Origin of the sequence: Nocardioides scoriae, assembly GCF_900104965.1 — a bacterium.
GTDB classification, from domain to species: domain Bacteria; phylum Actinomycetota; class Actinomycetes; order Propionibacteriales; family Nocardioidaceae; genus Marmoricola; species Marmoricola scoriae.
In genome coordinates this window covers 1531848-1556085 of sequence record NZ_LT629757.1, presented here as the reverse complement: position 1 = coordinate 1556085, position 24238 = coordinate 1531848, and the positions used below count along the sequence as shown (strand labels likewise).

Annotated in this window: 16 protein-coding genes; 10 read left to right on the top strand and 6 right to left on the bottom strand. The window is 74.3% G+C overall.

The features are described 5' to 3' along the window. Positions 1-18: 18 nt before the first annotated feature. Genes BLU55_RS07415 through BLU55_RS07405 form a run of 3 tightly spaced genes read left to right on the top strand, consistent with a single transcriptional unit; the run spans position 19 to position 7195 of the window. Complete coding sequence (locus tag BLU55_RS07415) at positions 19-4842, top strand: NAD-glutamate dehydrogenase (protein ID WP_091727871.1); 4824 nt, start codon at positions 19-21, stop codon at positions 4840-4842. A 9-nt stretch (positions 4843-4851) separates the two neighbouring features. Next, positions 4852-6327, top strand: coding sequence for an amidase (locus tag BLU55_RS07410; RefSeq protein ID WP_231917097.1), 1476 nt, complete (start codon positions 4852-4854; stop codon positions 6325-6327). A 28-nt stretch (positions 6328-6355) separates the two neighbouring features. Continuing rightward, positions 6356-7195, top strand: coding sequence for a DNA-formamidopyrimidine glycosylase family protein (locus tag BLU55_RS07405; RefSeq protein WP_091727868.1), 840 nt, complete (start codon positions 6356-6358; stop codon positions 7193-7195). Between the two features lie 26 nt (positions 7196-7221). Here BLU55_RS07405 and BLU55_RS07400 read toward each other — a convergent pair whose 3' ends face one another. From BLU55_RS07400 to ku, 3 genes are all read right to left on the bottom strand, one after another. Beyond that, positions 7222-7824 (bottom strand): class F sortase, encoded by a 603-nt coding sequence (locus tag BLU55_RS07400; RefSeq protein ID WP_231917096.1) that lies wholly within the window; start codon positions 7822-7824, stop codon positions 7222-7224. 10 nt (positions 7825-7834) lie between these two features. After that, on the bottom strand, positions 7835-9091 hold the full coding sequence (locus BLU55_RS07395; protein WP_091727865.1) for a hypothetical protein: 1257 nt from the start codon (positions 9089-9091) through the stop codon (positions 7835-7837). A gap of 79 nt (positions 9092-9170) precedes the next feature. Then, on the bottom strand, positions 9171-10136 hold the full coding sequence (gene ku / locus BLU55_RS07390) for a non-homologous end joining protein Ku (protein ID WP_091727862.1): 966 nt from the start codon (positions 10134-10136) through the stop codon (positions 9171-9173). An 84-nt stretch (positions 10137-10220) separates the two neighbouring features. On the opposite strand from ku, the gene ligD (BLU55_RS07385) reads away from it, so the two are divergent. Together ligD (BLU55_RS07385) and ligD (BLU55_RS07380) are read left to right on the top strand one after the other, a co-directional pair. Further along, on the top strand, positions 10221-11156 hold the full coding sequence (gene ligD / locus BLU55_RS07385) for a non-homologous end-joining DNA ligase (RefSeq protein ID WP_091733579.1): 936 nt from the start codon (positions 10221-10223) through the stop codon (positions 11154-11156). Beyond that, positions 11156-12082 (top strand): non-homologous end-joining DNA ligase, encoded by a 927-nt coding sequence (ligD, locus tag BLU55_RS07380; RefSeq protein WP_091727859.1) that lies wholly within the window; start codon positions 11156-11158, stop codon positions 12080-12082. The genes ligD (BLU55_RS07385) and ligD (BLU55_RS07380) overlap by 1 nt, the downstream gene beginning before the upstream one ends. Before the next feature lies 1 nt (position 12083). Here ligD (BLU55_RS07380) and BLU55_RS07375 read toward each other — a convergent pair whose 3' ends face one another. Further along, the gene (locus BLU55_RS07375) at positions 12084-14090 is read right to left on the bottom strand and encodes a patatin-like phospholipase family protein (RefSeq protein ID WP_091727857.1); all 2007 of its coding nucleotides are present in this window, start codon (positions 14088-14090) and stop codon (positions 12084-12086) included. Between the two features lie 135 nt (positions 14091-14225). On the opposite strand from BLU55_RS07375, the gene dnaE reads away from it, so the two are divergent. From dnaE to BLU55_RS07360, 3 genes are read left to right on the top strand one after another with little or no spacing between them, the layout of a single operon-like run. Beyond that, positions 14226-17750: a DNA polymerase III subunit alpha gene (dnaE, locus tag BLU55_RS07370; RefSeq protein ID WP_091727854.1), complete on the top strand. Its 3525-nt coding sequence runs from the start codon at positions 14226-14228 to the stop codon at positions 17748-17750. Continuing rightward, positions 17747-18247 carry a hypothetical protein gene (locus BLU55_RS07365; RefSeq protein WP_091727851.1) on the top strand — a complete coding sequence of 167 codons (501 nt, stop codon included), beginning with the start codon at positions 17747-17749 and terminating at the stop codon, positions 18245-18247. Before dnaE ends, BLU55_RS07365 begins: the two co-directional genes overlap by 4 nt. Before the next feature lie 46 nt (positions 18248-18293). Further along, a complete protein-coding gene (locus tag BLU55_RS07360; RefSeq protein ID WP_091727848.1) occupies positions 18294-19862 on the top strand; it encodes a DUF3352 domain-containing protein in 1569 nt (522 codons plus the stop codon). 21 nt (positions 19863-19883) lie between these two features. On the opposite strand, the gene ybaK is transcribed toward BLU55_RS07360, so the two are convergent. Beyond that, positions 19884-20375, bottom strand: coding sequence for a Cys-tRNA(Pro) deacylase (ybaK, locus tag BLU55_RS07355; RefSeq protein ID WP_091727845.1), 492 nt, complete (start codon positions 20373-20375; stop codon positions 19884-19886). Positions 20376-20383: 8 nt separating this feature from the next. Next, complete coding sequence (locus BLU55_RS07350) at positions 20384-21049, bottom strand: LON peptidase substrate-binding domain-containing protein (protein ID WP_091727840.1); 666 nt, start codon at positions 21047-21049, stop codon at positions 20384-20386. 99 nt (positions 21050-21148) lie between these two features. Here BLU55_RS07350 and BLU55_RS07345 point away from each other — a divergent pair, with 99 nt between their 5' ends. After that, on the top strand, positions 21149-22027 hold the full coding sequence (locus BLU55_RS07345; protein WP_091727837.1) for an aldo/keto reductase: 879 nt from the start codon (positions 21149-21151) through the stop codon (positions 22025-22027). Positions 22028-22029: 2 nt separating this feature from the next. Next, a complete protein-coding gene (locus BLU55_RS07340) occupies positions 22030-24207 on the top strand; it encodes a DUF4185 domain-containing protein (RefSeq protein WP_091727834.1) in 2178 nt (725 codons plus the stop codon). Positions 24208-24238 lie beyond the last annotated feature (31 nt).

Here is a 24238-nt window from a genome sequence, read left to right as displayed (position 1 = left end):
ACGTCCTAACCTCGGAGGGTGACGGCGTTGGAAGCAAGCAAGTCCGAGCTCCTGTCCACGGTCTGCGACCTGGCGCGGGACAAGCCCCCGGCCCTCGCGGAGGGTGTCGACCTGGACACGCTGCTGCAGCTGTTCTACCGCCACGTCGCCCCCGAGGACCTGCTCGAGCGCGAGCCCCAGGACCTCTTCGGCGCCGTCGTGGCGCAGCTGCGGCTCGCCCAGGACCGGCCGCAGGGCACCGCCGCGGTCAAGGTCTTCACGCCCAGCGCCTCGGTCAACGGCTGGTCCGCCGGCGGCCACACGGTCGTGGAGGTGGTCACCGACGACATGCCGTTCCTCGTCGACTCGGTCTCGATGGTGCTGACCCAGGAGCAGCACGATCTGCACCTGGTGGTCCACCCGCAGCTGGTGGTGCGCCGCGACCTGGCCGGCCGGCTCCACGGCGTGCTCGACGAGCACAGCCGGACCGAGGAGCACGACGTCGCCCGCGAGTCGTGGATGCACCTCGAGATCGACCGGGTGCCCGACGAGGAGCTGCCGGCCATCACCGAGCGGCTGCAGAAGGTGCTGCTCGACGTCCGCGACGCCGTCGAGGACTGGACCCGGATGCACGCCCAGGTCGGGGCGGTGGTGACCGAGCTGGAGGAGCACCCGCCGCCGCTGCCGGCCGAGGAGATCGAGCAGGGCGCCTCGCTGCTGCGCTGGCTGGCCGAGGACCACTTCACCTTCCTCGGCTACCGCGAGTACGCCCTGGAGGAGCACGCCGGGGGCGACACCCTGGTGGCCGTGCCCGGCACCGGCTTCGGGATCCTGCGGGCCGACCCCGGAGCACCGCGACCGCTCCCGGAGCAGGTGGCCGCCCACGCCCGCGACCCCCAGCTGCTGGTGCTGGCCAAGGCCAACTCGCGCGCGACCGTGCACCGACCGGTCTTCCTCGACTACGTCGGCGTCAAGAAGTTCGACGCCGACGGTCAGGTCTGCGGCGAGCGCCGCTTCCTCGGCCTGTTCTCCTCGGCCGCCTACACCGAGTCGGTGCGCCGCATCCCGGTGCTGCGCGAGAAGGCCGCCGCCGTCATCGAGGCCCTCGCCCTGGACCCGATGAGCCACGCCGGCAAGGCGCTCATGGACGTCCTGGAGACCTACCCGCGCGACGAGCTGTTCCAGACCTCGGTGGAGGAGCTGGTGCCGATCGCCTCCCAGGTGGTGCACACCCGCGAGCGCCGCCAGCTCAAGCTGTTCGTGCGGCGCGACCGCTACGGCCGGTTCCTGTCGTGCCTGGTCTACCTGCCGCGCGACCGCTACAACACCTCGGTCCGCGAGCGGATCGCGGCCATCCTGCGCCGCCAGCTGGGCGGCGACAGCGTGGAGTACACCGCCCACGTCGGGGAGTCCTTCTCGGCCCGGCTGCACTTCGTGGTGCGCCCGGCCCCCGGCGAGCTGGTGGCCGAGCCCGACGTGCCCGACCTGGAGCGCCGCTGCGCCGAGGCGGCCCGGTCCTGGCGCGACGACTTCACCAGCGCGGTCGTCTCGGCGTACGGCGAGGAGCAGGGCAGCCGCCACGTCCGCACCTACGCCTCGAGCTTCCCCGAGGCCTACAAGGAGGACTACCCGCCCGCCAGCGGCGCGGTCGACCTGGGCCGCCTGGAGGCCATCACCGGCGAGGAGGGGATCGCGCTCTCGCTCTACGAGGACGTCACCGCCGCCCCCGGCGAGGCACGCCTGAAGGTCTACCGGATCGGGCCGCCGCTCTCGCTCTCGCACGTGCTGCCCGTGCTGTCGACGATGGGGGTCGAGGTCGTCGACGAGCGGCCCTACGAGCTCGTCGGCCTGCCCCGGGCCTCGCACATCTACGACTTCGGGCTGCGCTACCCGCGCCCGCTGCCCGACGACTCGCGCGAGCGCTTCCAGGACACGGTGCTGGCGGTGTGGGACGGCCTCAACGAGAGCGACGGGTTCAACGCGCTGGTGCTGGCCGCCGGGCTGACCTGGCGCCAGGCGATGCTGCTGCGCGCCTACGCCAAGCACCTGCGCCAGGGCGGCACGCCGTTCGCGCAGGACTACATCGAGGGCGCGCTGCTCGGCAACGTCGAGCTCACCCGCACCCTGGTGCAGCTGTTCGAGGCCCGCTTCGACCCCGGCACCCGGCACCACATCGCCGCTGACAGCGAGGCCCGCCAGGCGCAGTGCGCCGAGCTCGAGGAGCGGGTGCTGCGGGGGCTCGACGAGGTCACCAGCCTCGACCAGGACCGGATCCTGCGGTCCTACCTGACGATGGTCAAGGCGACGCTGCGCACCAGCTACTTCGTCACCGGAACCGACGGCCGGCCCCTGGACCGGCTCTCGCTCAAGCTCGACCCGTCCCAGGTCCCCGACCTGCCCCAGCCCCGGCCGCGGTTCGAGATCTTCGTCTACTCGCCCCGCGTCGAGGGGGTGCACCTGCGCTTCGGCTCGGTCGCGCGCGGCGGGCTGCGCTGGTCGGACCGCCGCGACGACTTCCGCACCGAGATCCTCGGCCTGGTCAAGGCCCAGATGGTCAAGAACACCGTCATCGTCCCGGTCGGCGCGAAGGGCGGGTTCTTCGCCAAGCAGCTGCCCGACCCCTCGGACCGCGACGCGTGGCTGGCCGAGGGCGTCGCGGCGTACACCACCTTCATCTCGGGCCTGCTCGACGTGACCGACAACCTGGTCGAGACGCCGGCCGGACGCCAGGTGGTGCCGCCGGAGCGGGTGGTGCGCCACGACCACGACGACACCTACCTCGTGGTCGCCGCCGACAAGGGCACCGCGACCTTCAGCGACATCGCCAACGGCGTCTCGCAGCAGTACGGCTTCTGGCTGGGCGACGCCTTCGCCTCGGGCGGCTCGGTGGGCTACGACCACAAGGCGATGGGCATCACCGCCCGGGGCGCCTGGGTCTCGGTGCGGCGCCACTTCCGGGAGATGGGCGTCGACTGCCAGGCCGAGGACGTCACCGCGGTGGGCGTCGGCGACATGTCGGGCGACGTGTTCGGCAACGGCATGCTCTGCTCGGAGCACATCCGGCTGGTGGCCGCCTTCGACCACCGCGACATCTTCGTCGACCCCGACCCCGACGCGGCGACGTCGTACGCCGAGCGGCGGCGGCTGTTCGACCTGCCGCGCTCGTCGTGGCGCGACTACGACACCTCGCTGATCTCCCCGGGCGGCGGGGTCTGGTCGCGCTCGGCCAAGTCGATCCCCGTCGGCGCCGCCGTGCGCGAGGCGCTCGGCCTGCCCGAGGGCACCGCCCGCATGACCCCCGCCGAGCTGATGCGGGCGATCCTGCTGGCCCCGGTCGACCTGCTGTGGAACGGCGGCATCGGCACCTACGTGAAGTCCCGTGGCGAGACCCACGCCCAGGCCGGCGACAAGGCCAACGACGCCATCCGCGTCGACGGCCACGAGCTGCGGGTGCGCTGCGTCGGGGAGGGCGGCAACCTCGGCCTGACCCAGCTGGGCCGCATCGAGTACGCCCGCGACGGTGGCCCGGGCTCCGCGGGGGGTCGCATCAACACCGACTTCATCGACAACTCGGCCGGGGTCGACACCTCCGACCACGAGGTCAACATCAAGATCCTGCTCGACCGGGTGGTCGCCGAGGGCGACCTGACCGGCAAGCAGCGCAGCACCCTGCTGGCCTCGATGACCGACCAGGTGGCCGAGCTGGTGCTGGCCGACAACGAGGACCAGAACCTCGCCCTGGCCAACGCCCTGGCCCAGGCCCCCGCGCTGCTCCACGTGCACGAGGACTGGGTGCGCACCCTCGAGGGCGCCGGTGTCCTCGACCGCGAGCTGGAGGGCCTGCCCACCCGTCGGCAGGTGGCGCGGATGCGTGAGCGGGGTGAGGGCCTGAGCGCGCCCGAGCTGGCCGTGCTGCTGTCGTGGACCAAGATCGTGCTGGCCGAGGAGCTGCTCGACAGCGACCTGCCCGACGACCCGTTCCTGCGCTTGGAGCTGTTCGGCTACTTCCCGGCCGGCATGCGCCAGGGCTACCGCGGATCCATGGAGCACCACCAGCTGCGCCGGGAGATCGTGGTCACCCAGGTCGTCAACCAGCTGGTCAACAACGCCGGCATCACCTACGTCCACCGGCTCCGCGGCGAGACCGGCGCCGGTGCCGCCGAGCTGGCCAGGGCCAACCTGGTGGCGCGCGAGATCTTCGGCGCCGAGCGGCTCCGGGCCGGCATCGCGGCCGTCGACCACGACGTGGACGCCGCGGTGCAGACGCGGATGCGGCTCGAGGTCCGCACCCTGGTCGAGCGGGCCAGCCGCTGGCTGCTGGAGGGCCGGCGCATCGAGGAGGAGACCGAGGCGCTGGTCGACCGCTACGAGGTGGTGGTCGAGCAGGTGATGGAGGTGCTGCCCGACCTGCTGGTGGGCCTCGAGCGCGAGGCGTTCGAGACCCGGCGCGACGAGCTGCTGGCGGCCGGCGTGCCGGAGCCGCTGGCCGTGCGCGTGGCGGCCTGCCCCGCGGCGTACGTGCTGCTGGGGATCGTGGAGACCGCCCGCCGCGAGGAGCGCGAGCCCGTCGAGGTCGCCCGCACCCACTTCGAGGTGGGGGAGCGGCTCGGGCTGCCGTGGCTGGTGACGCAGGTCCTGGGCCTGCCGCGGCAGGACCGGTGGCAGTCGATGGCGCGGGCGGCGCTGCGCGACGACCTGCAGGCCGTGCACGCCCAGCTGACCGCCGCCGAGCTGCGGGGGACGCCGCCGTCGGGGCGCGACGTCGAGCAGGCCGTCGCCAGCCTGCGCACCATCACCGCCGACGACGAGCCGGACCTCGCCCGGCTCTCGGTCGCCCTGCGGGTGGTGCGGGGGCTGCTCTAGATTGCGGCGGTGACCGACACCGACTCCCCGGGCGCCCTCTCCCCGGACCCGACCGACGCCGACCTGGTGGACCTGAGCGCCACCGAGCTGGTCCGACGGACGACCGCTGGCGAGGTGACCGCCCGGCAGCTGGTCGAGGCCAGCCTGGCCCGGATCGCGGAGCGCGACCCGGCGCTCGACGCGTTCTCGGTGGTGCTGGCCGACGCGGCTCGCGCGGAGGCCGCCGAGCGCGACGCGGCCCGGGATCGCGGCGAGCCGTGCGGACCGCTCCACGGCGTCCCCGTGGCGGTCAAGGAGGAGCTCGACGTCGCGGGCTGCGTCACCACCTTCGGCGGGCGCGGCAACAGCACGCCGGTGCGCGCCGACGGCGAGGTCGTGCGCCGGCTGCGGGCCGCCGGCGCCGTGGTCGTGGGCAAGACCCGGATGCCGGAGTTCGGCCAGTGGCCCTTCACCGAGAGCGAGGCCGGCGGCCTCACCCGCAACCCGTGGGACCCGGGCCGCACCCCGGGCGGGTCCAGCGGCGGCACGGCGGTGGCCGTCGCGGCCGGCATGGTCCCGGTGGCCATCGGCGGCGACGGCGGCGGCTCCATCCGGATCCCGTCGGCCTGCTGCGGGCTCTACGGCCTCAAGCCGCAGCGCGGTCGGGTGACCACGGCCCCGCACCCCCACCTGTGGTGGGCGCTGGGCACGGTCGGCCCGCTGACGCGCACGGTGGCCGACGCCGCGCTGGTCTACGACGTGCTCCGGGGCAACGAGCCGGGCGACCTGTTCACGGCCCCGGACCCCGCGCGCAGCTTCGTCGAGGCGGCTGCCTCGACGCCCCGACGGCTCCGCATCGGGTGGAGCGAGAAGCCGCAGACCCCCTTCGCCCGGGTCGACCCCGCGCACGTCCGCGCCCTGGAGGAGACCGCCGCGCTGCTCACCGACCTCGGGCACGACGTACGCCGGTTCTCGCCGCGGTGGCCGGACGCGACCCTGGCGTTCGTCCCGCAGTTCTTCGCCGGCATGCGGGCCGAGGCCGACGAGGTCGAGCACCCGGAGCGGTTGGAGCGGCGCACCCGCCAGGCCTACCGGCTCGGGGGCTGGGTGCGTCCGGGCGTGGTGCGGTGGGCCGTGCGGGCCGGCGAGCGGCTGGCCGAGCGGGCCGACCGGTTGTTCGACCAGGACGGGTTCGACGTGCTGCTGACGCCGACCATCGCCGAGCGTCCGCGGGCGGTGGGGGCGCTCGACGGGGTGGGTCCGCTCCGGGCGGCCTGGCGCGCGCAGCCGATGATCGCGCACTGCGCTCTGTGGAACGTCACCGGTCATCCCGCGGCCGCGGTGCCCGCGGGCACGGGTCGGGACGGGCTGCCGCTGTCGGTGCAGCTCGTCGGACGACGCCACGACGAGGACGTGCTGCTGGGTCTCTCGGCGCAGCTGGAGGCGGCCCGCCCGTGGGCGGCGCCGGACCCGAGCCGCTGGGCCGGGGCCGCGGGCCGGGGATGAGTTCGGTGCGCTCGGCTTAGATGGTCCGGTGCCCGAAGGTGACAGCGTCTGGAAGCTCGCACGCCGGCTCGACCGGCAGCTGCTGGGTCGCAAGGTGGTCCGCTCCGACTTCCGCACCCCGCGGCTGGCGACCCGTGACCTGTCGGGCCGCACCATCACCGAGCACGCCACCCACGGCAAGCACCTGCTGACCCGGCTCGACGACGGGCTCACCCTGCACAGCCACCTGCTGATGGACGGTGCCTGGTCGGTGACGGGCCCGGGCAAGCGGCTCCCGGCGCGGATGATGCGCGAGGTCCGGCTGGTGCTCGAGACCGACGCGCGGACCACCGCCTGGGGACTGCGGCTGCACCAGCTCGAGATCGTGCGCACCCGCGACGAGCACCGGGTCGTCGGACACCTGGGGCCCGACCCGCTGCACGACGACTGGGACCCCGCGGAGGCCGTGCGCCGCCTGCTCACCGACCCCGCGCGCCCGCTGGTGGCCGCCCTGCTCGACCAGCGGCTGGTGGCCGGCCTGGGCAACCTGTGGGTCAACGAGCTGGCCTTCCTCACCGGCGTCAGCCCGTGGACGCCGGTGGGCGAGGTCGACCTGGCCCGGCTGGTGGACCGGGCGGCCCAGGCGCTGCACCGCTCGGCCACCGTGGAGGGCGCCTACCAGGTGACGACCGGCTCGACCGCTCGCGGCGAGACCCACTGGGTCTCGGGGCGGCAGCGCCGCCCGTGCCTGCGGTGCGGCACGACCGTGCAGATGGTCGAGGAGGTCGCCGGGGACCCCGAGCAGCGGCGCACGTGGTGGTGCCCGACCTGCCAGCCCGGTCCGGTGCCCACCACGAGGACGCAGACCCGGGCGGGCGGCCGGCGCTGACGCCGGCGCCGCGGCGGCGCCGGGGCTCAGCCCTCGGCGGGGCTCGCCGTGCGGACGCCCAGCGGCCGGGCGAACGCCACGACGTTGCTCTCGAACCCCGAGCCGTTCCAGTCGGTGCAGGTGATGAGCACCAGCCGGGTGCGTCGGCGGTCCTGGCCGAAGAGGCTCTGGGCCTGCTGGGCCAGCTCGGCCTTGGACAGGGTCTCGACCCTGGTGGTGCGGTAGACGACCGTGCCGCGGGGCGTGACGACCTTGACCCGCTGGCCGGGGCGCAGGTCGCCGAGCCGGTCCAGGACGCCGCCACCGGTGTGCACGGTGTGGCCGGTCAGCACGGTCTGGCCGCGGCCGGCGCCCGGACGCATGCTGCGCTGCCACCAGCCCATGCGGGTGGGGTCGGCGGGCGGGTCGAGGACACCCGAGGGGCTGACCTCGATGGGCGAGATCGGTGCCCGCACGTCGAGCGCCGGGACCACGAGCCGCGTGGGCTTCGACGGCGCCGAGAGCGGGCGGAAGTCCGCCGCCTCGGCCTCGCCGCCGGGCATCACCGCGCCGTAGCCGATGAGCCCGACCGCCAGCACCATCACGACGGCGCTGAGCTTGCCGACCAGGGAGTCGAGCAGTCCGGACACGGTCGCCGCCTCAGGACAGGTGGCGGCGGAGGCCGGCGATGCCGAGCCCGGCGACCACGAGCCCGACCAGGCCGGTCAGGGCCAGCGGAGCCAGCCCCTGCCAGCTCACGGTCTGCGCCTGCTGGGCGTGCGGAGCGCTCTCGACGCCGGCGGACACGGCCGTCGGGATCTTCGGCACGCCCTGGGGCTTCGGGGCGGCAGCGGGCGCCTCGACCTGCGGGGCGGATCCGGCCGGACCACAGTCGGCGTTGCCGATGCGGACGTCCGCGAGGCTCGCGCCGACCGCGGAGGCGGCGGCGGGCAGCACGGAGGCGTGCAGGGCGGTGACCTCGATGGAGTCCGCCGTGGGGTTGCGCTGCTCGTTGAGGACGACGCTCAGCACGGCGTCACGCAGCGGGGCGAGCTGGCCGTCGAGGTTGTCGCGGACCCCGGCCACGATCTGGTCGCGGAAGGGCGCGATGGCCGTGGCCAGGGGACCGGTGGCGCCGTCGAGCCCATTGCGCAGCTGGGTGGTGGCCGCGTCGAGCACGAGCGCGACGACCTGGCTCAGGTCGGTGGTGACCTCCGTGTTCGGGCCGGGGTCGGCCGGCAGGTCGACCACCTGGAGCTGCCGCCCGCCGCCGCTGAGCACGAGGGAGGCGTTGGCGATGCTGGCCGAGCCGCTGGGGGAGCCGCCCTCGACCCGGCAGCGACCCTCGATGGCGTCGAAGCGCAGGGCCAGACCCAGCGGACCCACCGCCTCGTCGACCGAGCCCAGCGCCTGGGCGAGGATCGCGTCGAGCTGGGCGCGACCACCGCTGACGGCCTCGAGGAGGGGGGTGAGCTCGGCCGGGAGGGGCAGCTGCGCCGGGGGCTCGAGCCCCAGGCCGGCGAGGCTGATGTCGCTCAGCGACCCGGTGACGGTGTCGCCGGGCGTCAGGCAGGACCCGTCGCCGATCTGGACGACGCCGCCGCCGTTGCCGGCGACGCCGGCGCAGGCCGCGGAGAAGCCGTCACCGGCGGTCGCCTGCTGGGTGAGCACCCCGAGGTCGACGAACTGCTGGGGGAACGGGGAGGTGGGCTGGGTCTGCCCGGTGCGGGTCTCGGTGTCGCCGTCGTACGTCGCCCCGGCGGTGCCCGTGCCCTGGTCGTTGCCGGCGATCGAGACGGTGGCGGCGTTGGCCTCCGCGCGCGAGAGCACGGTGGCGGCTCCGGCGGGCGCAGCGGCGAGCGTCGTGAGCGCGAGCGCGCCGGCGGCCGCGGCCAGGCGCGTACGGGTGCTGGTCATGCTGGTGGTCCCTCCCCACGGGCACGCCGGCGTTCGGCGTACGCACCGGTAACGGGCGGGAGGGACCGGGGTTACGCCCTCAGCTGGCCTTCTTGGCCGCCGTCTTCCGGGTCGACGTCTTCTTCGCGGCCGTCTTCTTGGCAGCTGTCTTCTTCGCCGGGGTCTTCCTGGCGGCGGTCTTCCTGGCCGGGGCCTTGCGGGCCGCGCCCTTGCTCTCGGACGAGGACTCGTCGCCCTCGTCGTCGCCCGCGTCGTCGGTGGGGGCCTCGCCGCGGGCGGTGCGGGCGGCGTCGACCGAGCGCTGCAGGGCGGCCAGCAGGTCGACGACCTCGCCGGAGGACTTGCGGGTCTCGGGCGTGCGCTTGACCTCGCCGCCCTCGATCTTGGCCGTCACCAGCGCCTCGAGGGCCTCGCGGTAGTCGTCCTCGTAGTCGTCGGCGTCGAAGTCCCCGGCCAGGGTCTCGACCAGCATCTTGGCCATCTTCACCTCGGCGGGCTTGGCCTCGCTGGTGTCGACGGAGCCGAAGTCGGCCTTGCGGATCTCGTCGGGCCACATCATCGTCTGCATCACGATCACGTCGTCGCGCACCCGCAGCACCGCCAGCGACATCCGGTTGCGCAGCGAGACCGTCACCAGCGCCATCCGGTCGGCGGCCTCGAGGGCCTCGCGCAGCAGCGCGTAGGGCTTCGCGCCGGACTTCTCGGGCTCGAGGTAGTAGGACTTCTCGAACAGCATCGGGTCGATCTGCTCGCTCGGCACGAACTTCTCGACGCTGATCTCGCGGCTGCTGCTGGCCGGGAGGTCGGCCATGTCCTCGTCGGTGAGGATGACCATCTCGCCGTCCTCGGTCTGGTAGCCCTTGGCGATGTCGGCGTACTCCACCTCCTCGCCGTCGAGGCTGCAGACGCGCTGGTACTTGATGCGGCCGCCGTCCTTGGCGTGCACCTGGCGGAAGGTGACGTCCTTGCTCTCGGTGGCGGAGTAGAGCTTCACCGGGACGCTGACCAGCCCGAAGGAGACCGCGCCCTTCCAGATCGCACGCATGGGTCCAGGATGCCCGGCGCCGGCGGAGAGCACCAGCGGCCCGCGCCTCCCGGCCCGTGCTGCCAGGATGGGCGGGTGCTGCCGATGCTCGCGACCAGGGGGGACCACGTGCCCGCGGGGTCCGACTGGGCCCACGAGGTGAAGTGGGACGGGATGCGGGTGCTGGTCGAGGTCGACGGGCCCGTGGTCCGGGTCCGCTCCCGCAACGAGAACGACGTCAGCGTCTCCTTCCCCGAGCTCCAGGAGCTCGCCGCGCTCGCCCTGCCGCGGGTGGTCCTCGACGGCGAGGTGGTGGCGCTCGGCGAGGGCGTCCCGTCCTTCGGGGCGCTCGCCGACCGGATGCACGTGCGCGACGCCGCCCGGGCGCGACGGCTGGCCGAGCGCAACCCGGTGACGCTGCTCGCCTTCGACCTGCTCCACCTGGGCGAGGACGACCTCACCTCGCGGCCCTGGACCGAGCGGCGCCGGCTGCTGGAGGAGCTGGGCCTCGACGACGTCGCCTGGCAGGTCCCCCCGACGTACGCCGACGGGCAGCTGCTGCTCGACGCCGCGGAGCAGCAGGGCCTGGAGGGCATCGTCAGCAAGCGCCGCAGCGCGCGCTACCGGGCGGGGCAGCGCAGCCGCGACTGGCTGAAGTTCCCGATCCGCCCGACCGGGTCCTACGTCGTCGGCGGCTTCCGCTGGGAGACCGGGTCCGACCACCGCCTCGGCGCGGTGCTGGTGGGGGAGCCGACCGCCGACGGCCTGGTCTTCCGGGGCCGGGTCGGCAGCGGCGTCAGCGGTCGGGCCGGCGCCGTGCTCGGCGAGCTGCTGGCCCCCCTGGTGGCGGCCGCGCCGCCCTTCAGCGAGCCGCTGCCGCGGCTGGATGCTGCCGGCACGGTGTGGGTCGAGCCCCGCGTCGTGGTGGACGTGCAGTTCCTCACCCGCACCCGTGACGGCCGGCTGCGGCAGCCGGCGTACCGCGGGGTGCGGCACGACCTGGCGCCCGAGGACCTGGCCCCCGGGCAGGAGGGGGCCTGATGGCCGCGAAGCCGGAGCGCACCGAGACCCGCGTCGAGGTCGACGGGCACGTGCTGACCCTCGTCAACCTCGAGAAGGTGATGTACCCCCGCACCGGCACCACCAAGGCGGAGGTCCTGCACTACTACGCCCAGGTCGCGCCGGTGATGCTGCCGCACCTCGCCGACCGCGCGGTCACCCGGATCCGCTGGCCGCACGGCACCGGCGACGCCAGCTTCTTCGAGAAGAACGCCCCCTCCGGCACGCCGTCGTGGGTGCGCACCGTGGCGGTCCCGACCACCGGGTCCCGCAGGCGCGCCTCGGGGGAGGAGCCCGAGGAGACCGAGCTGCACTTCCCGGTCGTCGACTCGCTGGCCACCCTGACCTGGCTGGTCAACCTGGCCGCGCTGGAGCTGCACGTGCACCAGTGGACGGTCACCCGCACCGGCCGGCCCCGCCACCCCGACCGGCTCGTCATCGACCTCGACCCGGGCGAGCCCGCCGGGCTGATGGAGTGCGCCCAGGTGGCGCTGCTGGTCCGCGACCGGCTGGCCGAGGAGGGCCTGAGGACGGTCCCGGTGACCAGCGGCTCCAAGGGCCTGCACCTGTACGCCGGCCTCGACGGCCGCCGCACCCACGAGCAGGTGCGCGACCACGCCAAGCAGGTCGCCGAGGAGCTCGAGGCCTCCCACCGGTCGCTGGTCACCAGCCAGATGACCAAGGCGCGCCGCGGCGGCAAGGTGTTCCTCGACTGGTCGCAGAACACCGGCTCCAAGACCACGATCGCGCCGTACTCCCTGCGCGGGCGCGACGCCCCCACCGTCGCCGCCCCGCGGACCTGGGAGGAGGTCGAGGCCGGCGCCGAGGACGTGCTGGGCCTGGAGCACCTGCGGTACGACGAGGTGCTGGCCCGGATCGCCGAGCACGGCGACCTGTTCGACCTGTGAGCTAGCGGGGTCCGGGAGGCTGGCCCGCCCGGTCGCTCGGCACCAGCCGCATCTGGGGCCGCGGCTCCGGGGCCCCGTGGGTGAACGCGTCGGCCGGGTCGCGCCGCCACTCCTCGGCGGTCCCCAGCAGGCCCTCGGTGCGACGGTTGACGGCGTCGCGGCGCTCGCCCTCCACGGGGTACGACGGCAGCGGGGCGTCGGCCGGCCGCCCGTCGGCGTCGATGCCGACCCAGCGGGAGTAGGGCGTGGTGCCGGGCAGCACGGTCTCGTAGCCCGCGCGGAACGACGCGAGCACGTCGGAGAACGCCGCCCCGGCGGTGCGGAAGCGCAGCCAGCGGTGGCTGTCCCAGCCCGCGGCGGGCACCACCCCCGGCTGGTCGCCGGCGTAGCGCTCGACGAGCAGTCCGGCGGCGCCGGCGCCCCGCTGGGACAGCGCCAGCACGACGCTCTCGGGCATGTCGAGGTTGAGCCCGCCCTCGGTCTCGTCGTGGAGCACGGTGACGATGCGGTCGCGGTAGCCCGGCATCGCCAGCTGCGCCTCGTCGACCCAGGTGCGGGCGGTCTCCACGATGCTGCCGAAGAAGGTCAGCAGCAGGCCCAGCCCGCTGCCCTCCCAGACCGTCTGGCGCCGCGGCACCTGCTCGTCGTCGGCGGGGAGGTCGCTGTTGGCGCGCTCGTCGGGGCTCTTGGGCCGGTCGGGCGGGAACTCCGCCAGGTTGATCGCGAAGGTGGGGCGGCGGGGGATCGCGGCGTCGAAGAAGTGGAGCGGCAGGTTGGCGCAGATGCCGCCGTCGGAGAACCAGTTGACCACCGCCTCGCGGGGCGGCAGGTCGGCCAGCGCGTCCTCCGGTGCGCAGCCCGGGTCGGCGTCGTAGCGGGCCAGGGTGCGCTCCCGGCAGGTCCGGTTGACCACGCGCTGCTCGTCGTAGGCGTGCAGCGGCACCGCCGCGATCAGCCCGGGGAAGCTGAGGCTCATCCGCACCGCGACCACCACCGGCAGGTCGGCCGGGGCGGGGAAGGGCAGCAGCCGGGGCTCCTGGCCGCCGGCGCGCAGCCGGTCGACCGCGCGGACCCAGTCGTCGCGGTCCAGGGGCGTGCGGGGCGTCGGGTCGGCGTGCTCCATCCGGTCGACCACGGCGGCGGGGAACAGCGTCCGGAAGTGGGCGGGCTCCCACCAGTAGTCGTCGTCGGCCAGCGGCATCGTCAGCGGCTGGCGGCGGGTGAGGTTGGTCGTCATCAGCTGCAGCCGGACCCCGACGGTCTCGAGGTCGCCGAAGGTGACGGGCGGGTCGTCGACAGTGCGGCCGGCCAGGTCCTGGAAGGTCTCGTGCAGCCACGGGGTCAGCGCCGGGGTGCGGGCGCCGGGCGGCGTCGCCCCCGAGGACAGCCCGAACCCGACCTCGGGCAGGTCGGCCACGTCGCGCAGCGCCCCCCACGCCGTGCCGGCGACCAGCCCGACGACCGCCAGCAGCAGCCCGGCCACCAGGCAGGCCCACGCGCCGGCGCCGCCGAGGACGAACCCCAGGACCACGAGCAGCAGGCCCGGGGCCGCGCCGAGGGCGGCGCGGGGGAGCCACGCCCGGAGCGCGGCCACGGCCATGGCCCGGCCGCGGGCCCGGCCCGAGGTGCCGAGCCCGGCCGTGACCAGGCCGAACAGGCGGCGCATCCGCGGCTGGGGGGCGAACAGCGTGAACAGCCGGCTCCGGCCGGGGGCGACGGTCTCGGTCAGCAGCCGCGGGAGCGCGGTCAGCTTCTCGAACCCGCCCGAGGTGCGGCCGAGCTCCGCGCAGGCGGCCGCGGCCGCGGCGATCGCCCCGGCCGACGCCCCGCCGACCGAGCGCAGCCGGTAGACCCGCGAGAGCTCCGTCACGGCCAGCGGGTAGACGACGCCGCTGGTGATGCCGCCCTTCATGACGAGGTCGCACTCCAGCGGCGGGCCGGGCGGCCCCGGTGCGGGGGGCGGCGCGCCGTTGGTCGCGCTGCGTGACTCGGTCTGCGGCTCGCTCATGGGCGGTCCCTTCCGTCACCGACATCCTGGACGAGCCCGCCGACACCCGCCAGATACCTGTCAGGGGGCGGTGCCACGCTGACGTAGGCTTGATCTCTTCCTCGAGTCCGTCGATGAAAGGGCTGATCGCGCTCCATGTCCGCCTCCCGGGACGGGTTCGTCCACCTCCACGTCCACACCGAGTACTCCATGCTCGACGGCGCGGCCCGACTCACCGACATGATGCAGCGCACGGCCGAGCTCGGCATGGACTCCATCGCCATGACCGACCACGGCAACGTCTTCGGTGCCTACGACTTCTGGTCCAAGGCCCGCGCCGAGGGGATCCGCCCGATCATCGGCATGGAGGCCTACGCCACGCCCAACACCCCGCGCAACGAGCGCAAGCGGGTGCGGTGGAACGACGGCGGCGACGACGACGTCTCGGGGTCGGGCGCCTACACCCACATGACCCTGCTGGCCGAGACGACCGAGGGCATGCACAACCTGTTCCGGCTCTCCTCGCAGGCCTACATCGACGGGTTCTTCTACAAGCCCCGCATCGACCGCGAGCTGCTGGCCCGCCACGGCAAGGGCATCATCGGCACCACCGGCTGCCCCTCGGGCGAGGTCCAGACCTGGCTGCGCATCGGGCAGTACGAGAACGCCCGCCAGGCGGCCTCGGAGTTCCAGGACATCCTCGGCCGGGACAACTACTTCCTCGAGCTGATGGACCACGGCCTCGACATCGAGACCCGGGTGCGCGACGGCCTGCTGCGCCTGTCCAAGGACCTCGGCATCCCGCCGATCGCGACCAACGACTCCCACTACGTGCGCCAGGAGGACGCGGGCGCCCACGAGCACCTGCTCTGCGTCTCCTCGGGCAGCACGATGAGCGACCCGAAGCGGTTCCGGTTCAACGGCGACGGCTACTACATCAAGTCGCCGGCCGAGATGCGCCACCTGTGGCGCGACCTGCCCGAGGCCTGCGACAACACCCTGCTGATCGCCCAGCGCTGCGAGGTGGAGTTCAACGAGGACGCCAACTACATGCCGGCGTTCCCCTGCCCCGAGGGCGAGGACGAGACCTCCTGGATGATCAAGGAGGTCGAGAAGGGCCTGCGCTACCGCTACCCCCAGGGCATCCCCGACGACGTCCGCGCCCGCGCCGACTTCGAGGTCGGCGTCATCACGCAGATGGGCTTCCCGGGCTACTTCCTCGTCGTGGCCGACTTCATCAACTGGGCCAAGGACAACGGCATCCGCGTGGGTCCGGGCCGCGGCTCCGGCGCGGGCTCGATGGTGGCCTACGCGATGCGGATCACCGACCTGGACCCGCTGGTCCACGGCCTGATCTTCGAGCGGTTCCTCAACCCCGACCGCGTCTCCATGCCCGACTTCGACATCGACTTCGACGAGCGCCGCCGCGGCGAGGTGATCCGCTACGTCACCGAGCGCTACGGCAGCGAGCGGGTCTCGATGATCGTCACCTACGGCACCATCAAGGCCAAGCAGGCGGTCAAGGACTCCTCGCGGATCCTCGGCTACCCCTTCGCCATGGGCGACCGGGTCACCAAGGCGATGCCGGCCGCGGTGATGGGCAAGGACATCCCGCTCAAGCAGCTCTTCGACCCGGCCCACAAGCGCTACAGCGAGGGCGGTGACTTCCGCTCGCTCTACGAGGGCGACCAGGACGTCCGCACGGTCGTGGACACCGCGATCGGCATCGAGGGCCTCAAGCGGCAGTGGGGCGTGCACGCCGCCGGCGTCATCATGTCGAGCGAGCCGATCCAGAACGTCATCCCGGTCCTCAAGCGCGAGGCCGACGGCGCGATCATCACGCAGTTCGACTACCCGACCTGCGAGAAGCTCGGCCTCATCAAGATGGACTTCCTGGGCCTGCGCAACCTGACGGTCCTCGACGACGCGCTCATCAACATCGAGAACAACCGCGGCGAGAAGGTGGTCCTCGAGGACCTCGAGCTGACCGACCCCGCGACGTACGCCCTGCTCCAGCGCGGCGACACCCTGGGCGTCTTCCAGCTCGACGGCGGCCCGATGCGGGCGCTGCTGCGCAGCATGCAGCCCGACGTGTTCGAGGACATCTCGGCCGTCGGTGCCCTCTACCGACCCGGCCCGATGGGCGCGGACTCCCACAACAAGTACGCCCGCCGCAAGACCGGCCGCGAGCCGGTGGTCGCGATCCACCCCGAGCTCGAGGAGCCGCTGGCCGACGTCCTGGGCGAGACCTACGGGCTGATCGTCTACCAGGAGCAGGTGATGGCGATCGCGCAGAAGCTCGCCGGCTACTCCCTGGGCCAGGCCGACATCCTGCGGCGCGCGATGGGCAAGAAGAAGAAGGAGGAGCTGGACAAGCAGTTCGCCGGCTTCTCCGCGGGCATGCAGGAGCGCGGCTACTCCGCGGCCGCGGTCAAGACGCTGTGGGACATCCTGCTGCCCTTCTCCGACTACGCGTTCAACAAGGCCCACTCCGCGGCGTACGGCGTGGTGTCCTACTGGACCGCCTTCCTCAAGGCCAACTACCCGGCCGAGTACATGGCCGCGCTCCTGACCTCGGTCAAGGACGACAAGGACAAGATGGCGATCTACCTCAACGAGTGCCGTCGCATGAAGATCCGGGTGCTGCCGCCCGACGTCAACGAGTCCCAGGCCAACTTCACCCCGGTCGGCTCCGACATCCGCTTCGGCCTCACCGCGGTGCGCAACGTCGGGTGGAACGTCGTCGAGCAGATCATCGCCAGCCGTCGCGAGCAGGGCCGCTTCACCGACTTCGCCGACTTCATGAGCAAGGTGCCGGCCCAGGTCTGCAACAAGCGGCTCATCGAGTCCCTGGTCAAGGCCGGCGCCTACGACGAGATGAAGCACGGCCGGCGCGCGCTGCTCGCGGTCCACGAGCAGGCCGTCGACCAGTACGTCGACATCAAGCGCAACGAGGCCATCGGGCAGGACTCGCTCTTCGGCGGGCTCGACGACGACGACGCCGGCGGCTTCGGGGTCACCGTGACCGTCCCCGACATCCCCGAGTGGGACAAGCAGACCCTGCTCGGCCACGAGCGCGAGATGCTCGGCCTCTACGTCTCCGACCACCCGCTGACCGGGCTCGAGCACGTCCTGGCCACCGCCGCCGACTGCACCATCGGCCAGCTCGTCACCGACGAGGACCGGCCCGACGGGGCCTTCGCGACCATCTGCGGGCTCATCACCACGGTCACCCGCAAGATCACCAAGACCGGCAACGCGTGGGCGATCGTCACCGTCGAGGACCTCGAGGGCGCCATCGACGTGCTGTTCTTCCCCAGCGACTACCAGCTCGCCGCGACCCTGCTCGTCGAGGACACCGTGGTCGCGATCCAGGGCCGGCTCGACAAGAGCAAGGACCAGCCCGAGCTGCGCGGCAAGACGGTGTCGGTGCCGGCCATGGAGGACCGCAGCGTCGGTCCCGTGACGCTGACCATGCCCTCCACGCGCTGCACCCCGCCCGTGGTGGAGCAGCTCAAGGAGGTGCTGCGCACCCACCCCGGCACCACGGAGGTCCGGCTCAAGCTGGTCACCCGGCGCGGCACCCAGCTGCTCCGGCTCGACGACCGGCTGCGCGTGCACGCCTCGCCCGCGCTCTACGGCGACCTCAAGCACCTGCTCGGCCCGGGGTGTCTGGGATGACCGACGAGGGGACGCGCCGCTCGGCCGGCGCGGTGGCCGACGTGCTCGTCACGCTCGTGTGGTTCGCGCTGGTCGGCGTGCTCGGGGCCGTCGCGTGGTGGCAGCTGACCCCGCTGCCCGAGGCGACCAGGACCGCCCAGGGAGCCGCGCTGACCGCGGTCGCGCTGACCGGCGAGGTGGCCGTGGACGGCTGGTACGTCCTGGTCGCGCTGGTCGGCGGTCTGCTCAGCGCCCTGGTGCTGATGGCCTGGCGCCGCCGCGACCCGCTGCTGATGGTGGTGCTGGTGACCGCCGGCGCCGTGGTGGCGGCGCTCGTCACCTCCCGGCTCGGGCGGGTGCTGGGCCCGGCCGATCCCGAGCAGGTCCTCAGCGGTCGCGCCGAGGGGGCCCAGGCACCGATCCAGCTGGTGCTTCACGCGACCGGGGCGTTCTGGGTCTGGCCGCTCGCCGCCGCGCTCGGCGCCCTGGTCCACCTGTTCGTGCTGCGCCGGGACTGAGCCCGCACTACCCTTCTCCCAGTCGTCGAGAGCCTCGGGGGAAGCCATGTCCGACCACGCCACCGCCCTGCCGGTCCCACCCGCACCGGAGCCCGCGCACCGCCGCGGCCGCAAGGGCCTGGTGGCCGCCGCGGTCGCCGGTGTCGCGGTCCTCGCCGTCGCCGGGGGCGGGTACGCCGCCTGGCAGGCCTTCTCGGGCAGCGGCCCCCGTCCCGCCGACGTGCTGCCCCAGGAGACCTTCGCCCTGGTCAGCATCGACCTGGACCCCGCGGGGGGCCAGAAGCTCGAGGCGCTCAGGACGCTGCGCAAGTTCCCCTCGATCCGCGAGGACGCCGGCCTCGACGAGGACACCGACCCCGTCCAGGCGATCTTCGAGCAGGTGCAGCAGGAGGGCACCTGCCAGGACCTCGACTACGCCCAGGACGTGGAGCCGTGGATCGGCCAGCGCGCGGGCCTCGGCGGCGTCACGCTCGACAAGACCCCGGTGCCGGTCGCCGTGGTCCAGGTCAGCGACCCCGGCAAGGCCAGGACCGGCGTCGAGAAGCTGCTGGCCTGCGGCGACGCGGAGGACCAGGCCGCCTACGTGCTGACCGACGACTACCTGGTGCTCTCCGACACCGAGGCGCACGCGCGGACGATCGTGGACGCGGGCGAGAAGTCCCCGCTGACCGAGGACCAGACCTTCCAGGAGTGGCGCGACGAGGTCGGTGGCGAGGGCATCGTCGAGATGTACGCCGCCCCCGAGGCGGCGGCGTACCTCGAGGACACGGTGGCCACCTACGGCCGCGAGATCCTGGGCCAGGACCCGACCGCCGCGGGCGGCGAGGAGCTGACCCAGGCGCTGGAGGACTTCGAGGGTGCGGCGGCCGCGCTGCGCTTCGCCGACGGCGGCGTCGAGCTGTCGTTTGCCGGCGGCGGCCCCGAGGGCGGGTCCGACCAGGTCGGCGAGCACGTCGCGGCGCTGCCGGCCGACACGGCCGCGGTCCTGGCCTTCGCCGTGCCGGAGCAGCTGCGCACCGCGCTCCAGGACAGCGCCGGCGACGGCGGCGCCTCGCCCGAGGGTCCGTTCGGGTTCGTCGCCCAGGCGCTCGCCGGGATCGGCCTGAGCTATCCCGACGACGTGCTGACGGTGCTGGGCGACTCGGTCAGCCTCTCGGTCGGCGGGGACGCCCCGGCCTCCACCGACGACGTCACGCCCGCCTCCGTGCCGGTCGGGCTGCTCGTGCACGGCGACGCCGACGCGATCTCCGAGGTGATCGCCAAGGTCGAGAAGGGGGCCGGCTTCTCGCTGTCCGACCTCCCGGCGTACGTCGAGCAGGGCGACGACGAGGTCGCGCTCTCCACCCAGCAGGAGTACGCCGACCAGCTCGTCGACACCGGCGAGCTCGGCGACGACGAGGTCTTCTCCTCGGTGGTCAGCGAGGCCGACGACGCCCAGGGCGTGTTCTTCCTGCGCCTCGACGACGAGTGGCGCGCGCTGCTCCAGGACGTCGCGAAGCGCGACGAGTCGGCCCGTCCGGTCGTGGAGGACCTCGACGTGCTCCGGGCCGTGGGCCTGAGCACCTGGGTCGACGGCGACACCGGCCACCTCGAGCTCAAGGTCGCCACCCGCTGACCCCGCGCGGCGGGTGGGGCCTCAGGCCCGGCCCACCGCCGCCACCACGGCCCCGCACTGCGCCACCAGGTCGGCCGGGGCGAGACCGAGGTCCAGCCCGCGGCGGCCACCGCTGACGTAGACGTGGTCGTGGTCGAGGGCGGAGGCGTCCACCACGGTGGGCAGCCGCCGGCGCTGGCCCAGCGGCGAGATGCCCCCGACGACGTAGCCCGTGGCCCGCTCGGCCGCGGCGGGGTCGGCCATCACGGCGCGCTTGGCGCCGACCGCGGCGGCCAGCGCCTTGAGGTCGAGCTGCCCGGCCACGGGGACCACCGCCACCACGAGCCGGCCGTCGGCCTCGCACAGCAGCGTCTTGAGCACGGTCACGGGGTCCAGGCCGAGCGCCGTCGCCGCCTCGAGACCGTACGACGCGGCAGCCGGGTCGTGGTCGTAGGCGTGCGCGCTGAACTCCACCCCGGCCCGCTCCAGGGCGAGGGTGGCCGGGGTGCCGCCGGGGGCTCGTCTGCGCGCCACCGCTGGTCCTAGTTGGGCGACCAGCGGGTGCGGGCGACCTCGGTCGCCGGCAGCGAGGGCAGCGCCCGCATGGCGCGCATCTCCTCGTGCAGGGTGCGGCGCAGCATCGTCAGGCGCACCGTCGCGGTCTCGGCCTCGAGCAGCGCCTGGCGCTGGGGGAGGGTGAGCAGGCAGGTGCTGGCCAGCGCGTAGGACAGGTACGCCGGGTCGTGCGGCATCGCGCCCGCCAGGACCGGCCCGCCGCGGAGCTCGGAGAGCTGCAGGCGGTACTTCTCGAAGGCCGCCAGGGTGCGCTCGGCCTCCAGCACGGCGTCGGCCTCGTCGTCGTCGGTCAGCAGCTCGACCTCGCCGCGCAGGAACGGACCGCTGGAGTCGTGCTCGAGCACGCGCAGCCGCTGCCGGCCGATCACCTCGATGTCGAAGCGGCCGTCGTCGTACGCCTCGGCCTCGGTGAGCTGCACCAGCGTCCCGACCCGGTGCACCGACTGCGAGCCGTGGTGGCCCACCTCGTAGCCCTCCCGGATCGCCACGATCCCGAAGACCCGGTCGAAGCCGGTCTCGACGGCGAGCAGCTCGCGCACCAGCGCGCGGTAGCGCTCCTCGAAGATGTGCAGCGGCGTGGCCACGCCCGGGAACAGGACCGCGTTCAGCGGGAACAGCGGCACCGACGTCACGTGCCCAACCTACCCACCTGGCGCGACGGGCGCGGGGCACTAGCGTGGTGACCTCGTCCCGGGGCCCTCCCGGTGCCACCCCACCTGTTGGAGGAACCCATGGAGACCCGTCGTCTCGGCCGTCTCGAGCACCGCTCCTCGGTGCTGATCTACGGCGCCGCCTCCCTGGGCGAGGTCGACCAGGACACCGCCGACGCGTCCGTCGCCGAGGCGCTCGCCGCGGGGATCAACCACGTCGACGTCGCCGCGGCGTACGGCGAGGCGGAGCTGCGGCTGGGCGCGATGATGACCGACCTGCGCGACCGGGTGTTCCTGGCCACCAAGACCGGCCTGCGCACCGAGGAGGAGGCCTGGCGGCAGATCAACGAGTCGCTCGAGCGGCTGCAGACCGACCACGTCGACCTGCTCCAGCTGCACGAGGTGGGCAAGCTCGCCGACCTCGACCGGTGCACCGCCGAGCAGGGCTCGCTGGCCGCGGCCGTCCGGGCGCGCGACGAGGGGCTGGTCGGGGCCATCGGGATCACCGGCCACACCCACGACGCGCCCGCCACCCACCTCGAGGCGCTGCGGCGCTTCCCCTTCGACACGGTCCTCACGCCGCTCAACCGCACCCTGGTCCGCGTGCCCGGCTACGCCGAGGACTACGCCGCCCTGGTCGAGGCCGTGAGGGCGGCCGACGTCGGGCTGATGACGATCAAGACCGTCGCCCGTCGCCCCTGGCCGACGCCGGAGCACCGCTGGGCGACCTGGTACGAGCCCTTCGACGACCAGCCCCACGTCACCGCGGCCGTCGCCTGGGTGCTCGACGGGCACCCCGAGGTCACGGGCATCGCCACCGCGGGGGAGACCCGGTTGCTGCGCCAGGCGATCCGGGCCGAGCAGGAGCGCCACGACCTGGCGGCCGGCGAGGCCGAGCGGGTCCTCGACGCCCTGCCCGACACGGACTACTCGTCGCCCTTCGTGGGCGCCGACGCCTGAGGGTGCCGAGGAGGTACGCCGGCCCGCTGGTCGTCGCCCTGCTGCTGGTGCCGGTGGTGCTGCTGCTGGTGCACGCCGCCCGCGCCACGCCCCGCCCCCACGAGGTCCCGGTCGCCGTGCAGGCGCCCGCCGTGGTGGCCGACGCCGTGGTCGCGCGCCTGGACGCGCTGGCCGGCTCGCCGGTCCGGGCACGGGCGATCCCCGAGGACGCCGACCCGCGCGAGCCGTTGCGGCAGGGCACCGCGGCGGCCGTCGTGGTCGTCGACCTGCGGGTCGCGCAGGACGTGCTGCTGGTCCCTGCCGTCGGAGACCCGGAGCTGACCCGGTTGCTGGAGGGCCTCTCGGACCGGGTCGGCACCCCGCTGGGCCGCACGTCGCGGACGGTGGAGGTCGCGCCCGTGCGCGACCCGTCGCTGGGCCGCGGAGCGCTCGCGGCGTCGGTCGGGGCCTGGGTCCTGGTCGGCGTCCTCGTCGGGGTCGCCGCGGGGCTGGTCGTGCCGCTGCTGCGCCGCCGTCGCGGACGGGCCGCGCCCTCGGTCCGGGTGCGGGTGGCCCGGGTGCTGCTGGTCGCCGGGCTCGCGGGGGTGGCCGCCGGTCTGGTGGTCGCGCTGGTGGCGTCCTGGCAGGGCGGCCTGGCGCCGGGGGCGGTGCCCGCGTGGTGGCTGCTCGGGGCGGGCGTGGTGGCGGCGACCGCGCTGGCCACGGCCGGGCTCGAGGCCGTCGGCGGCCCCTGGGGGACCGCCGTGGCGGGCCTGCTGGTGCTGGCGCTGACCGGTCCGCTCGTCACCGGACGCGACCCGCGGGTGCTGCCCGAGCCCTGGCCGGTGCTCGCGGGGTCCACGGTCCACGGCGCGGGCCTGGCGCTGGCCCGGGCGACCGCGTGGACCGGCGGGCTCCCCGCGGGGAGCGTGCTGCTCCTGCTGCTGGTCGCGGTGCTCGGGGTGGGGCTGCTGGCGTGGGACGCGGCCCGCTCCGCCGGTCGGCCCGCGACCCCCGCCGACCAGCCGCGGCGGCTGCCACTGCTCGGTGCGCTGGGTGTGCCCCTGGCCGTGGCGGCGCTGGGGGCGACCCTGCTGGCCCCGCGACAGACCGACGGGCTGAGCGCCGCCCCGGTGGCCCGGGCGGCCCAGACCGAGTGCCTCGAGGTGCCCGACGTCTCGGACCTGGCCGGTCTCAACCGGTTCGCGGGGCGGGTGCGCGGGGGACCGTCGTTCCAGGGCGCCGACGTCGGGGCCGACGTACGCCTCCAGGACGGGCGGCGGCTGTGGGTCTTCGGCGACACGCTGCGCTCCGCGTCGTTCCGCGGCCAGCGGTTCGTGCGCAACTCGATGCTGGTCTTCGGGCCGGGCTGCGTGCGCAGCGTGCTGCCCGCCGACGGGGGCGCGCTGGTCCCCGACCGGGCCGACGGCGTGGGCTACTGGCCGATGTCGGTCGCCCGGGTGCAGCGGCCCGGCTACGACCTGGTCGGGGTCGCCACCCAGCGGGTGCGCTCGACCGAGGCCCCCGACGGTGCCGGGGCCTTCGACAACCTCGGTCCCTCGATGGCCGTCTTCGTGGTGCCGCGGGGCGGCACCCCCCAGCTGGTCGAGCAGCGCGACCTCGGCCCCGACAGCGCCGACCCGGCCCGACCCGAGTGGGGCGCCGCGGCCGTGGTGCGCGGCGGCTGGGTCTACCTCTACGGCACCGCCCGGCCCGACACCCCGGGCGTGTTCGGCTTCTCGCTGCGGGTCGCGCGCACCCGGCCCGAGCAGCTGCTGCGGCAGCGGTCCTGGCGCTACTGGGACGGCGAGCGGTGGCAGGCCGACCCGGACCGGGCCGGCGAGCTGGTCCCGGCGCGCGGCGGGGTCTCCCAGACGCTGAGCGTGTTCCCCCGGGGCGACCGGTGGTACGCCGTGAGCAAGCGCGACGAGTTCCTCGGCACCGACCTCGTGGTCTGGTCGGCGCCCTCGCCGACCGGTCCCTTCGACGGGGGCACCACCGTGGCGCGGATCCCCTCCGACGTGGCCGCGGGGGAGCTGCGCTACATGCCGCTGGCCCACCCCGACCTGCTGCCGGAGCCCGGCTCGGTGGTGGTGTCCTACAGCCGCAACGACACCGACGTGGCAGCGGTCGAGGCCGACCCGTTCCGCTACCGCCCCGCCTTCCTCCGGGTGCCCCTGCCCGCCGCCGGAGCGCGCTGACCGGCGCGCCCGGACCCGGCTCTAGAATGGG

What these genes read in the sequence shown, in the direction of transcription:
- BLU55_RS07395 (WP_091727865.1), bottom strand. Translation starts at nt 9,091, where the DNA reads ATGACCAGCACCCGTACGCGCCTGGCCGCGGCCGCCGGCGCGCTCGCG.
- ku (WP_091727862.1), bottom strand. Translation starts at nt 10,136, where the DNA reads ATGCGTGCGATCTGGAAGGGCGCGGTCTCCTTCGGGCTGGTCAGCGTC.
- ligD (WP_091733579.1), top strand. Translation starts at nt 10,221, where the DNA reads ATGCTCGCGACCAGGGGGGACCACGTGCCCGCGGGGTCCGACTGGGCC.
- ligD (WP_091727859.1), top strand. Translation starts at nt 11,156, where the DNA reads ATGGCCGCGAAGCCGGAGCGCACCGAGACCCGCGTCGAGGTCGACGGG.
- BLU55_RS07375 (WP_091727857.1), bottom strand. Translation starts at nt 14,090, where the DNA reads ATGAGCGAGCCGCAGACCGAGTCACGCAGCGCGACCAACGGCGCGCCG.
- dnaE (WP_091727854.1), top strand. Translation starts at nt 14,226, where the DNA reads ATGTCCGCCTCCCGGGACGGGTTCGTCCACCTCCACGTCCACACCGAG.
- BLU55_RS07365 (WP_091727851.1), top strand. Translation starts at nt 17,747, where the DNA reads ATGACCGACGAGGGGACGCGCCGCTCGGCCGGCGCGGTGGCCGACGTG.
- BLU55_RS07360 (WP_091727848.1), top strand. Translation starts at nt 18,294, where the DNA reads ATGTCCGACCACGCCACCGCCCTGCCGGTCCCACCCGCACCGGAGCCC.
- BLU55_RS07345 (WP_091727837.1), top strand. Translation starts at nt 21,149, where the DNA reads ATGGAGACCCGTCGTCTCGGCCGTCTCGAGCACCGCTCCTCGGTGCTG.